Here is a 12,189-nt window from a genome sequence, read left to right on the forward strand (position 1 = left end):
TCCAAAGGAGGGGAATTCTGTGCGTGTTTTTTATATTTTTGATTCTTATTTAAAAGTATAGCCTTCTTTTTCTAGGGCATCTTTTAAAATTGCCATTCTTGCGAAAACACCGTTCTGCATTTGTTTGAAAACTCTTGAACGTTCACATTCCACCAGGTCTGAATCAATTTCAACTCCTCTGTTGATCGGAGCTGGATGCATAATGATGGCTTCTTTTTTCATAGCTTTTTCTCTTTCTTTTGTCAAACCATATTTTCTGTGGTAATCTGAAGCTGAGAAACTCATTTTTGCATCGTGTCTTTCATGCTGAATTCTCAACAACATTAAAACATCAACTTCAGCAATTAATTCATCTACAGAAAGATAAGTCCCATTAATTAAAGCACCTTCATCAAACCATTGTTCTGGTCCAGAGAAATATACTTTTGCACCTAATCTTCTTAATGCTTCGGCATTGGAGTTTGCCACTCTGCTGTGTTTTACATCTCCAACAATTCCTATTTTCAACCCTTCAAATTTTCCGAATTCCTGATAAATAGTCATCAAATCCAGCATACATTGTGATGGGTGATTTCCTGTTCCGTCTCCTCCGTTGATGACAGGAATTTTAATTTGAGTTAATTCATCGAAATATCTGTCTTTTTTATCTCTGATTACGACAAGATTTACTCCCAGACTTTCAATGGTTTTTACTGTATCATAAAGACTTTCTCCTTTGTTTACCGAACTGTGGGAAGCATCGAAAGGCACAACCTGCAGTCCTAATTTTCTTTCAGCGATATCAAAACTGGTTTTTGTTCTTGTACTGTCTTCAAAGAAAAGGTTGGAACAGAAAACTTCTCCTTCAATTTTGGCAGTTTTCCCGTTCGCAAAGGCTAATGCTTCTGTTACTATCCTGTTGATTTTCTCGGTGCTTAGTTCTGTAATCGTAAACATACTGTCTTTAAATTTTTTACAAAAAAAAAGCGAAGAAACTATCTTCGCTTAAAATAAATATCGTAAAGGGCGTCTGCGCCCGGTAATTCTAATGATATAAATACTGTGTTATTCATTAGGTGCAAAGATATAACAATTCTGCAAAATGACAAAATCAAAAACCAGATTTAATTAAAAAAAACTATTCTTTTTTTAATTCATTTTTAAATATTATTTTTGTTTCAAACTCAAGCTTTTTTATGGATTTAAAAGATAAAATGATTCTCAGCATCATTCAGGAAGACTCTACACACTCTGTTAAAGAAATTTCAGAAAGAATCGGTCTTACCTTTACTCCAACGTATGAGCGTATTAAACAACTGGAAAAACAGGGAATCATCGAAAAATATGTTGGACTTTTAAACCGTGAAAAATTAGGTTTAAATATTGTTGTTTATTGCAACGTCCGTCTCAAAGAACAATCTAAGAAAGTTCTGGAAACTTTCGAGAAAAACATCATGCAGTATGATGAAGTTCAGGAAATTATCAGTCTTTCCGGCGAATACGATTATATGCTGAAAATTATCGCAAAAGATATTAATTCTTATAATGAATTTACCGTCAATGTCATTTCAAATATTCCTAGTATCGGGCAATATCACAGTTCTATCGTGCTTCATGAGGTGAAGAAATCTACGAAGTTTAAGATTGATTTGGGATAATTATTTAATTATAATAGTTTTTAGCTGTAAAAAATCCTAATAAATTTCTTATTCTTCAAATATTTATACACTCAAAATTCCAGCATAATGCCAAAAATACTAATAACAGGTAATGGTTTTGATTTAAATTTTAATTTACCAACTTCTTACAGTGATTTTATTCAAATATTAAATTATGTAGAGAAGAATGAAGTGTATAATTTCGATTCAATATATTCAAATTCAAACAACTATATTAAAATACAAAGTTCATTTATAAAAAATTTGACTTTTAACAAAAATGAAATTGATTTATTAAAATCAGACATTAAAGATAATCTTTGGTTTCAGTTTTTTAAAAACGAATTAAATATTGAAACTTGGATTGATTTTGAAAATAAAATAAATTACGTTCTTAGGTTGCTATTGAACTCAATAAATATTTTCAATGATAAATTTTTCAATAGATCTCCTTTAGATTTAAAGTTATTAATTTATGATTCTACTGTTTTAAATAATAAAATAGAAATTATCAATGTTTTATCTTTTTTTCAAATAATTTTGAAAGAGAATGGTTCTTCACATAGTTGGAGTTTTCTTGATAAATATCTCGTAAAAAAGTACGGCTACTACACAGGTATTGATATCCAAAAAATTGTCAGTTTTCTAAATCAACAATTAAATAATTTTAAAGATATTTTTAATAAATACTTTTCATTATTCATAATTCCTCTTTATGAAAAAAATATTAACAAACCTGATGCAAGCCTATTAAAATCAATTAAATATTACTTTACATTTAATTATACTCCAACTTTTGAAACATTATTTAAAAGTACTATCAAAACAAATTATTTGCATGGTAAAATTAATTCTGATATTAACTCAATTGTTTTAGGGATAGATAACATTCCTGATGATACGATTGATCAAATTCATTACCTCCCATTTACAAAGTATTATCAGAAATTGAACAACAATACTGATTATTACTTTCTTGATGAAATAAAAAATATTAGCAAGAATTCTTCTATGACAAATTATGAATTTTATTTTTGGGGACATTCATTAGATCATTCGGATAAAGATTATATAAATGAGATTTTTGATTTCGTCACAAATAGTATGTCTAAAATTAAGTCAATTAAAGTTATTTATCATAATGAAGAGTCAAAATCAAAATTACTACTTAATTTATTGGACATTCGTGGGAAAAATGATATCGTTAGTAAAATGAGAAAAAAGGAATTAGTTTTTCTAAAAGCTGGTTCTGAAGATATGAAAATTGCTCTCAACAAAAGTATAGATACCAAAATTTACTCCACTCCAACAATTCATTGATAAATTATTTACTAAAAATCAACCCAATAATTTATTTTTCAACTTATTAAACTGATATTCTATTTTATCCAAACACAAATTTCCGATACTTCCCTGATGCGTATGATTTAAATTTCCAATCTCAAAATCGAACGCATTATTTTCAATCTCCTGCCCTACTTTTACATAAGCATCACGAAATGAACTTCCGTTTTTCACTTCTTCATTGATCTTTTCAACGCTGAAGAGATATTTGTACTTCTCATCCTCCAAAATTCCGTCTTTTACCTGAATGTTTGGTAAGGTATAATTTAAAATTTCCAAACATTCTTTTAAGGAATCAATTGCAGGAAAAAGAATTTCCTTTGTCAACTGCATATCTCGGTGATACCCTGAAGGAAGGTTATTTGTGAGCAAAATAAATTCATTCGGTAATGACTGTATTCTGTTGCAACGTGCACGAACCAGTTCAAAAATATCAGGATTTTTTTTGTGAGGCATAATGCTGCTTCCCGTTGTAAATTCTTTTGGAAAGCTTATAAAATCAAAATTCTGGCTTAAATACAGACAAATATCATAAGCAAATTTCCCCAACGTTCCAGCCAAAGTCGCCATTGCCATTGATAGCATTTTCTCCGACTTTCCGCGTGTCATTTGAGCGTAAACAGAATTGTAATTCATCGACTGAAAGCCTAAATTATATGTTGTACTTTCACGGTCTATCGGGAAAGACGAACCGTAACCTGCCGCCGAACCCAATGGATTTTTATTAATGATATTTTTAACCGAAAAAAGCATCTCAACATCATCCAACAACGCTTCAGCATACGCTCCAAACCACAATCCGAACGAGGAAGGCATTGCAATCTGCAAATGCGTATATCCCGGAAGCAACACATTTTTATGCTGTTCTGCCAATTTAATTAATATCTGAAAGAATTCGTCCGTTAATGCTGTAATTTCACGGATTTCATCCAGTAAATACAGTTTTATATCCAATAAAACCTGATCGTTTCTTGAACGTGCTGTATGAATTTTCTTCCCTGTATCCCCTAATTTTTCAATTAAAATTGATTCAATCTGGGAATGAATATCTTCCGCAGTTTTATCAATTTCAAAAGTACCGTTTTCTATATTGTCTAAAATTTCTGCTAAAACAAATAACATTTTCTCAGATTCCTCATTAGAAATAATCCCGACTTCTGCCAACATTTTGCAATGTGCCATTGAACCTTTGACATCGTATTTTGCCAGACGTTCATCAAAGTCAAGATCTTTCCCGACTGTGAATGTATTGACTAATATATTGGTGGCGTTATCGTCTTTTTGCCATATTTTTTTCATAAAATTTCTTTTTTGTTGGATGATGGAAGCTGGGTGATGGAAGTTTACTACCAACCGCTTTATCTTCCTTTCTTATTTAATTTAAAATCTAATTTTGTCGTTCCGACAAAGGAGGCATCTCTTTTAAGAACGCTAGAGATTCTTCAATCCACTTCGTTTCTTTCAGAATGACATAACTTTTTATTTTAAAATTTTCTTTTGTCTTAAAACAAAAGAAACAAAAGTTCAAGACTGGAAACTCCGGCTAAAATTTTAAAGAACTTCCTAAAATTTCCAAACTCGGGCGGAAAGGCTATTAAGTTATTTTAGTAACGATTTTTGCCGCCACTCAAACAGTGGAGATTTTTTAACGGAATTTCTTCAAAATTTTTTAACGCCTCCGTTTCCTAAGTCATTTTTAGAATATTTCATAAACTTCCAGCTCCCCACTTCCATCATCCAGCTTACAATACCTTCTCCAAAATCTTGATGTAAATCTCAATTCCTTCTGCTATTTCCTTTATATAAATGTATTCATCCGCGGTATGAGAACGGGTACTATCTCCAGGTCCGAGCTTTACGGAGATGCACGGAATGATCGCCTGATCAGATGAAGTTGGCGAACCGTACGTTGTCCTTCCGATCGCTAATCCTGCCTGTACAAAAGGATGATCTTTTTCTATTTTTGAAGAATTGAGTCTGAAAGATCTCGCCGTTAAAGTTGATTTCACCTGCGATTGGATGATTTCAAATGCCTCTTGATTAGAATATTCGTCTGTAACTCTTACATCTAAAGTAAAAGTACATGATTCCGGAACGACATTATGCTGAACTCCGGCGTGAATTCCCGAAAGTGTCACCTTAACTTCACCTAAGTAATCCGAAACTTTTGGAAATTTGAAATTTAAGATATTCTGCAAATCTTCCATACATTTTACAATCGAATTATCATCATTCGGATGAGCGGCGTGAGAAGGAGTACCTTTCATTTCACCGTCAATTACCAAAAGTCCTTTTTCTGCAATCGCCAGATTCATCTGCGTGGGTTCTCCTACAATGGCGAGTTCGATATTAGGTAATTGAGGGAAAAGCGCTTCAATACCGTCAAAACCTGAAATCTCCTCCTCTGCCGTCAAAGCAATAATTAAGTTATATTGTAAATTTTCTTTTTCATAAAAGTGTAAAAAAACCTGCGCCATCGAAACCAATGAAGCTCCCGCATCATTACTTCCCAATCCGAATAATTTTCCGTCTTTTTCAATCGGAACAAACGGATCTAAAGTATATGCTTTGTTGGGTTTTACGGTATCGTGATGTGTATTCAGCAAAATAGATGGCTTAAAAACATCAAAATTTTTGTTTACCGCCCAAATGTTATTTTTAAAACGTTTTGTCGGAATGTGATGTTTTTTGAAAAAACTTTCAATCTCCACAGACGTATTAAATTCATCCTTGCTGAATGACGGAATTTCAATCATTTTTTTCAACAAATCGACTGCATTATTCAGTAATTCTTCTTTACTATAAACAGATTTCAGTTCCTGCATGATGGTTTTCTATATGGTTTTTCAGTTCGGTTTCTTTAATTAAGAATACCTTATTGACATTATTTTTTACTGCTCCTAAAGCATTTTCCAGTTTGGGAAGAATTCCTTTATGAAGTTTTCCTTCCTCTTTTAGGGCTGAAAATTCGTCTTCAGAAATATTTTTAATAACTGATTCCGGATTGTTTACATCTTCCAAAACACCTTCTTTATCAAAGCAGTACAGCAATTCAACATCATATTTTATGGATAAAGCCTGTGCAATTACCGAAGCAATAGTATCTGCATTGGTATTAAAAAGATGACCTTTTTTATCGTGAGTAATTGCCGAAAATACAGGAACCAGTTCCAGTTTCAGCAATTTTGAAATTAATTTTTTGTTTACACTTTTTTCGGTGATATCTCCCACAAATCCGAAATCTATTTCGGCGTGTTCTCTTTTTTTGGCTTTAATTAAATTCGCATCCGCTCCCGAAAAACCAATGGCTTTACATTTCTTCTGCTGAAGTTTTACTACAATATTTTTGTTGATTCCTCCTGCATAAACCATTGTCACAATATCCAATGTATCTTTATCGGTTATTCTCCTTCCGTTTACGAGCTTCTGCTCAATTCCCAATTTATCTGATAAAGTCGTTGCTAATTTCCCTCCTCCATGAACCAGAATTTTCTTTTCCTGAATTTCAGAAAACTGCTCTAAAAACTGTTCTAATAATTCCTCGTCATCAATTAATGCTCCGCCAATTTTAATGATGTATAATTTTTCTTTCATTGCAATCCTTTTTATAACCCTGTCAAGATTTAAAACCTTGACAGGGTTTAGTATGGGAAACCTAACAGGTTTTTAAAACCTGTTAGGTTTGATTTTATTTAGAATTCAATTCATCCAATATTTCAGAAAAAACCGCCTGCGCAGAGAAAATACGGTTTTTTGCCTGCTGATAAATGATCGAGCTTTCACCATCCATCACTTCATCACTCAATTCTACATTTCGGCGAACCGGAAGACAGTGCATTACCTTTGCATTGTTGGCATTAGCCAACTTTTCATTCGTGAGCATCCAACTTTCTTTTACTTCAGGCATTGCTGCGTAATCATCAAAAGACGACCAATTTTTCACATAAATAAAATCCGCATCTTTCAGTGCTTCATCCTGATTGTGAATAACTTTCACATCTTTTGTAAAGTTTTTATCCAGATCATATCCTTGCGGATTGGCGATGACAAAATCGACACCCATTTCCTGTATCCATTCAGCGAAAGAGTTTCCTACAGCATGAGCAATCGGCTTGATATGAGGCGCCCAAGTTAAAACCACTTTCGGTTTACGTTTTTCTTCCCAGTTTTCGGTAATGGTGATGCAATCTGCTAAACTTTGTAAAGGATGACGTGTCGCAGATTCCAGAGAAATAACCGGAACTTTCGCATGTTGTTCAAACTGGCTTAAAATGCTTTCGTTCACATCATCTTCCTTGCTTTTCATTCCTGCAAAACAACGAACGGCGATAATATCGCAATACTGATTTAATACTTCAATAGCATCTTTGATATGTTCAACGGTATCGCCGTTCATCACTGCGCCGTCTGCGAATTCAAGATTCCATGCTTCCTGAGCCGCATTTAAGATTAAAACATTTAATCCTAAATTCTGAGCCGCAATCTGACTGCTTAAACGGGTTCTCAAACTTGAATTTAAAAACACAAGTCCTATTGTTTTTCCTTTTCCTTTTTCAGGTTCCGAAAGAGGGTTTTCTTTAATTTGTAAAGCTTTTTTTATAATTTCCTGTAAGTTTTCAACATCGCTTACAGAGGTGAATTTTTTCATTTGGTAATTTTTATTTTTCCAATGGACAAATGGAATATCCATTTCATTTTGAATTGATTTTAAAGATTCTTGTATCTTGTATATTTTAAACTGAGTTTTTAGCGCTATGGTCGCGAAGCTTTGTTTTAAACATTTTCGGTCGCAAAGGCGTTTCACTCAGCTAATGAGAGTTGTATTTGTCATTCTGACGAAGGAAGAATCTAATTTTTCATTTTGCCTACTTTAGATTCCTACGGAATGACAAACTTTGCGCTAAATTTAATTTCAAATAAGCCTTCTCAGCTTTCTTTAATATCTTAGAACTTAAATATTCTCCAATATTTCTTTCAAAGCATTTATGAATAGATCAGTTTCTTCTTTCTTAATGTTAAGCGCCGGAAGAATCCTTAAGACCGCTTTATCATTAGAGTTTCCTGTGAAAATATGATGATGGTACAAGAGGCTGTTCCTCACTTCAGAGCAATCTCTGTCGAGTTCAATCCCAATCATCAAGCCTTTCCTTCGGATGTTTTTGATATGTGGAAAATCCTTAATTTCATTTTCAATATATTCGCCCATTTTTTGAACATTTTCGATAAGATTTTCATCTTTCATAATGTCTAAAACCGCAATTGCCGCTACACAAGCCAAGTGATTCCCCCCGAAAGTTGTTCCCAGCAAACCGTTGCTTGCTTGAAACTTCGGATGAATCAAAACACCGCCAATCGGAAAACCATTTCCCATTCCTTTTGCGGTGGTGATGATATCTGCTTCAATTCCAAACTCCTGATGGGCAAAGAAATAGCCGCTTCTTCCGTATCCCGACTGAACTTCATCCAAAATCAAAACAGCATCATATTTTTCGCACAATTCTTTGATTTTAGTTAAAAATTCAACTGTTGGAATCATAATTCCGCCTACTCCCTGAATTGCTTCAATGATGACGGATGAAATTTCATTTCCCTGTTTTTCAAAAACTTCTTCAAGCTGTTCGATATTGTTCCATTCAGACTTAATGAATCTTTCATCATAATTTACCGGAGCTACAATTTTAGGATTGTCCGTCACCGAAACGGCCGCCGAAGTTCTTCCATGAAATGAACCTGAAAAATACAACACTTTACTTTTTCCGTTATGAAATGAAGCTAGTTTTAAGGCATTTTCATTGGCTTCTGCTCCTGAATTACATAAAAACAAATTGTAATCTTCCAAACCTGAAAGTTTTCCTAATTTTTCAGCTAGTTCAGTCTGCAATTCATTCTGAACCGAGTTTGAGTAGAAAGATATTTTGTCTAATTGATTTTTTAACTGAGTCTGATAGTGCGGATGGTTGTGCCCGATAGAAATTACTGCGTGACCTCCGTAAAAATCAAGATATTTTTTTCCTTTATCGTCCCAGAGAAATGACCCCTGAGCTTTTATCGGATTGATGTTGAATAATGGATATACGTTGAATAAATTCATTTTTTATTTTTTTATTTTTCTTTTGCCTTGAAATCGCAGATTCGACGTAGTCAAACAAAAGAAACAAAAGTTCAAGACTGGAAACTTCTGCTAAAAAATATTTTTGTTCTCTAAAAATTCTAAAACTTGCGCAAAATCAGCATTTGTTTTTCGGTTCTACATTTGTTTCGCACTTCAAACAGTAGAATTTTTTTAACGTTCACAAAATTATTTTTTTTAACGCTGCATTTTCATAAGTCGTTTTTGTTTGAGCTTTTAAAATTCACGATTGACTATTTGACAATTGACTTTTAAAATTTAAAACGCAATCGGTTTCAAGTTCAATCCTAAATTTTCTTCCCAACCCATCGCAATGTTCATATTTTGAACTGCCTGTCCGGAAGCTCCTTTCAACAAATTGTCAATCGCTGAATGAATGACCGCAACATTCTCACATTTTTCAATCTGTATCACACAGCGATTGGTATTGACAACTTGTTTTAAATCAATTGCTTTTTCGCTTACCTGTACAAAAGGCTCATCTGCATAAAAATCTTCAAACAACTGATGGATCTCTGAAAGTTCTGCATCTGTTTTCACGGTGGAACTTGTAAAAATGCCTCTCGCAAAATCTCCTCTCCATGGAACAAAATTCAGACTGATTTCATGGGTGTTAAAAGAAATTAATTGTTGTAAAATCTCAGCCACATGTTGATGTCTCAAAGTTTTATACGCTGAAATATTATCGTTCCTCCAGGTGAAATGCGTAGTAGGTTGTAAAGACTGACCTGCACCCGTGGAACCCGTGATTCCTGTTGTGTAAACTTCATTCAATAAACCTTTTTGAGCTAATGGAAGCAGAGCCAGTTGAATTGCTGTTGCAAAACATCCCGGATTTGCAATACTTTTTGCTCCTGAAAGTTGTTTTTTGTTGATTTCAGGTAAACCGTAGATAAAATTTCTGTTTTCAAAATTTCCATCTAAACGAAAATCATTTCCTAAATCTATTACTAATGTTTCATCTTTTACAGGATTTTGAGTCAGCCAATTTTGACTTTCTTTGTGAGGAAGGCATAGAAACAAAATATCTACATCTTCAGGCTGATCCGTTAAAACCATTTCACAAACCGTCGTTAAATCCGGGTACAAGTATGAAATTTTTGTTCCCGAATTTGAACGGCTATATAAAAAACTCAATGATACATTGGGATGAAAAACCAACAGACGAACCAATTCGCTTCCTGTGTAACCGTTGGCTCCGATGATTCCTGTTGTTTTTATTTTTTTTTGATTAATCATTTTTTAATAATTATTTTTGATAGGATTTTCATCCTATCCTGAATTAAGTCGTTCCTTCGGAACTCCCATTAATTTATATTCTGATTAATCTGATGGTATATATTTAAAGAATTGCTTACGATTTTTGTGTAGCCTTTCACATCTTCGCCTGTCCATGCTCTGTTTGCTTCGCCATAACTTCCGAATTTTTCGGACATCAAATCATGTTCAGATTCAATTCCATTTAAAATAAATCGGTAAGGATGAAGAGTTACAAATACTTTTCCGCTGACTGTTTTTTGAGAATCAACAAGAAAATACTCGATATTTCTCATCACCGGATCTAAGAAAAGTGCTTCGTGAAGCCAGTTTCCGTACCAATCAGACAATTGGGACTTCATCATCTGCTGATATTTTGAAAGCGTATGTTTTTCCAATAAATGGTGCGCTTTAATGATCACAGAAGCCGCTGCTGCCTCAAAACCTACCCTTCCTTTGATTCCGACAATGGTATCTCCTACGTGAATATCACGACCGATTCCGTAAGCCGAAGCCAATTCTTCTATTTTCTGAATCGCGTAAACCGAGTGTTCAAAATTTTCACCGTTTACCGCTACAACTTCACCATTTTTAAACTCAATTTCCAGTTCTGAAGGCTGAGTCTCTTTAATTTGCGAAGGAAAAGCTTCTTCAGGAAGATAATTTCTTGAAGTCAGCGTTTCCCTTCCGCCAACTGAAGTTCCCCAAAGTCCTTTATTCACAGAATATTGTGCTTTTTGAAATTCCATTTCGTAGCCGTGGTTTTTCAAAAACTCAATTTCTTCTTCACGGGAAAGAACCTTATCACGGATTGGCGTAATGATCTCTACATTCGGACACATCACCTGAAAAATAAGGTCAAAACGAACTTGATCATTTCCGGCTCCTGTACTTCCGTGAGCGATGGCATCAGCTCCGATTTCAATCGCAAATTTTGCAATTTCCTGCGCCTGAATGGTACGCTCTGCACTTACAGATAAAGGATAGGTATTATTTTTCAAGACATTTCCAAAAATCAAATATTTTACACAAGAATTATAATAATCTTTGTGAGCATCTATGCACCTGTATTCTTTCACCCCAAGATTTAAGGCTTTTTTCTCCAGTTCTTTTTCTTCTTCTTGAGAAAAACCTCCGGTATTTACAGTTACTGCATACACCTCATATCCAAGTGTTTCACTCAAATATTTGGCACAGTAAGAGGTATCTAAACCTCCGCTAAACGCTAAGACTACTTTCTTGCTCATTATTGTATCGGTTTTTAGACTGATTGTTTTCAGTGCTGTTTTTTATCGTATCGGGAACGAAAAGCATTGCTGTACAAAGACAGTTTTTTCGTTCTTTTTTCATTAAAATATCATAATTCACACAGCTTTTACAGCCGTTCCAGAATTCTTCATCCTGTGTCAATTCAGAATAAATAACGGGTTTATATCCCAGATCACTGTTGATCTTCATCACCGCTAAACCTGTGGTTAACCCGAAAATTTTAGCATCTGGATATTTTTTTCGGGACAAAGCGAATATTTTATCCTTGATTAAGGTTGCCACTCCCAAATGCCTGAATTCGGAAGAAACAATAAGCCCGGAATTGGCAACAAACTGTCCGTGAGACCATGTTTCTATATAACAGAAACCTACCCACTTTCCTTTATCTGTGGCAACTACAGCGTTTCCATCAGTAATTTTTTCACTGAGGTATTCTATGGAACGTTTGGCAATACCCGTTCCTCTGCGCTGTGCAGAATCGTACATTTCCTGCTGTATTTCACACACATACATCAGATGCATGGATGAGGAAATTTCTATTTCCATTTATTT

The 12,189-nt window shown here is 34.0% G+C and carries 11 protein-coding genes; 2 read left to right on the top strand and 9 right to left on the bottom strand.

The window, feature by feature from the left end; translation table 11 throughout:
* Positions 1–45: 45 nt before the first annotated feature.
* Positions 46–936, bottom strand: coding sequence for an aspartate carbamoyltransferase catalytic subunit (locus tag FOL89_RS10465; protein WP_144282748.1), 891 nt, complete (start codon positions 934–936; stop codon positions 46–48).
* Between the two features lie 239 nt (positions 937–1,175).
* Between FOL89_RS10465 and FOL89_RS10470 the strand changes: the two genes are divergently transcribed.
* Positions 1,176–1,637, top strand: coding sequence for an Lrp/AsnC family transcriptional regulator (locus tag FOL89_RS10470; RefSeq protein ID WP_144282749.1), 462 nt, complete (start codon positions 1,176–1,178; stop codon positions 1,635–1,637).
* Positions 1,638–1,724: 87 nt separating this feature from the next.
* Entirely contained in the window at positions 1,725–2,957 is a 1,233-nt protein-coding gene (locus FOL89_RS10475) for an AbiH family protein (RefSeq protein WP_144282750.1), read from the top strand.
* A gap of 18 nt (positions 2,958–2,975) precedes the next feature.
* On the opposite strand, the gene argH is transcribed toward FOL89_RS10475, so the two are convergent.
* The 8 genes from argH to FOL89_RS10515 all read right to left on the bottom strand — a co-directional run bounded on the left by argH (position 2,976) and on the right by FOL89_RS10515 (position 12,183).
* On the bottom strand, positions 2,976–4,280 hold the full coding sequence (argH, locus tag FOL89_RS10480) for an argininosuccinate lyase (RefSeq protein WP_144282751.1): 1,305 nt from the start codon (positions 4,278–4,280) through the stop codon (positions 2,976–2,978).
* 443 nt (positions 4,281–4,723) lie between these two features.
* A complete protein-coding gene (locus tag FOL89_RS10485) occupies positions 4,724–5,806 on the bottom strand; it encodes a M20 family metallo-hydrolase (RefSeq protein ID WP_144282752.1) in 1,083 nt (360 codons plus the stop codon).
* Positions 5,781–6,575 (bottom strand): acetylglutamate kinase, encoded by a 795-nt coding sequence (gene argB / locus FOL89_RS10490; protein ID WP_144282753.1) that lies wholly within the window; start codon positions 6,573–6,575, stop codon positions 5,781–5,783. The genes FOL89_RS10485 and argB overlap by 26 nt, the downstream gene beginning before the upstream one ends.
* 94 nt (positions 6,576–6,669) lie before the next feature.
* Positions 6,670–7,629, bottom strand: a complete 960-nt coding sequence (locus FOL89_RS10495; RefSeq protein ID WP_144282754.1) for an N-acetylornithine carbamoyltransferase — start codon at positions 7,627–7,629, stop codon at positions 6,670–6,672.
* A gap of 303 nt (positions 7,630–7,932) precedes the next feature.
* Positions 7,933–9,072: an aspartate aminotransferase family protein gene (locus FOL89_RS10500; protein WP_144282755.1), complete on the bottom strand. Its 1,140-nt coding sequence runs from the start codon at positions 9,070–9,072 to the stop codon at positions 7,933–7,935.
* A gap of 297 nt (positions 9,073–9,369) precedes the next feature.
* Positions 9,370–10,350 carry an N-acetyl-gamma-glutamyl-phosphate reductase gene (gene argC / locus FOL89_RS10505; protein ID WP_144282756.1) on the bottom strand — a complete coding sequence of 327 codons (981 nt, stop codon included), beginning with the start codon at positions 10,348–10,350 and terminating at the stop codon, positions 9,370–9,372.
* Between the two features lie 68 nt (positions 10,351–10,418).
* The gene (gene argG, locus FOL89_RS10510) at positions 10,419–11,615 is read right to left on the bottom strand and encodes an argininosuccinate synthase (RefSeq protein WP_144282757.1); all 1,197 of its coding nucleotides are present in this window, start codon (positions 11,613–11,615) and stop codon (positions 10,419–10,421) included.
* Positions 11,587–12,183 carry a GNAT family N-acetyltransferase gene (locus tag FOL89_RS10515; RefSeq protein ID WP_144282758.1) on the bottom strand — a complete coding sequence of 199 codons (597 nt, stop codon included), beginning with the start codon at positions 12,181–12,183 and terminating at the stop codon, positions 11,587–11,589. The genes argG and FOL89_RS10515 overlap by 29 nt, the downstream gene beginning before the upstream one ends.
* Between the last annotated feature and the right edge of the window lie 6 nt (positions 12,184–12,189).

Origin of the sequence: Chryseobacterium echinoideorum, assembly GCF_007474535.1 — a bacterium.
In the GTDB taxonomy this organism is placed as follows: domain Bacteria; phylum Bacteroidota; class Bacteroidia; order Flavobacteriales; family Weeksellaceae; genus Chryseobacterium; species Chryseobacterium echinoideorum.

Bases quoted from the DNA above. Each gene is read 5' to 3' on its own strand.
- FOL89_RS10465 (WP_144282748.1), bottom strand. From the start codon at position 936: ATGTTTACGATTACAGAACTAAGCACCGAGAAAATCAACAGGATAGTA.
- FOL89_RS10470 (WP_144282749.1), top strand. From the start codon at position 1,176: ATGGATTTAAAAGATAAAATGATTCTCAGCATCATTCAGGAAGACTCT.
- FOL89_RS10475 (WP_144282750.1), top strand. From the start codon at position 1,725: ATGCCAAAAATACTAATAACAGGTAATGGTTTTGATTTAAATTTTAAT.
- argH (WP_144282751.1), bottom strand. From the start codon at position 4,280: ATGAAAAAAATATGGCAAAAAGACGATAACGCCACCAATATATTAGTC.
- FOL89_RS10485 (WP_144282752.1), bottom strand. From the start codon at position 5,806: ATGCAGGAACTGAAATCTGTTTATAGTAAAGAAGAATTACTGAATAAT.
- argB (WP_144282753.1), bottom strand. From the start codon at position 6,575: ATGAAAGAAAAATTATACATCATTAAAATTGGCGGAGCATTAATTGAT.
- FOL89_RS10495 (WP_144282754.1), bottom strand. From the start codon at position 7,629: ATGAAAAAATTCACCTCTGTAAGCGATGTTGAAAACTTACAGGAAATT.
- FOL89_RS10500 (WP_144282755.1), bottom strand. From the start codon at position 9,072: ATGAATTTATTCAACGTATATCCATTATTCAACATCAATCCGATAAAA.
- argC (WP_144282756.1), bottom strand. From the start codon at position 10,350: ATGATTAATCAAAAAAAAATAAAAACAACAGGAATCATCGGAGCCAAC.
- argG (WP_144282757.1), bottom strand. From the start codon at position 11,615: ATGAGCAAGAAAGTAGTCTTAGCGTTTAGCGGAGGTTTAGATACCTCT.
- FOL89_RS10515 (WP_144282758.1), bottom strand. From the start codon at position 12,183: ATGGAAATAGAAATTTCCTCATCCATGCATCTGATGTATGTGTGTGAA.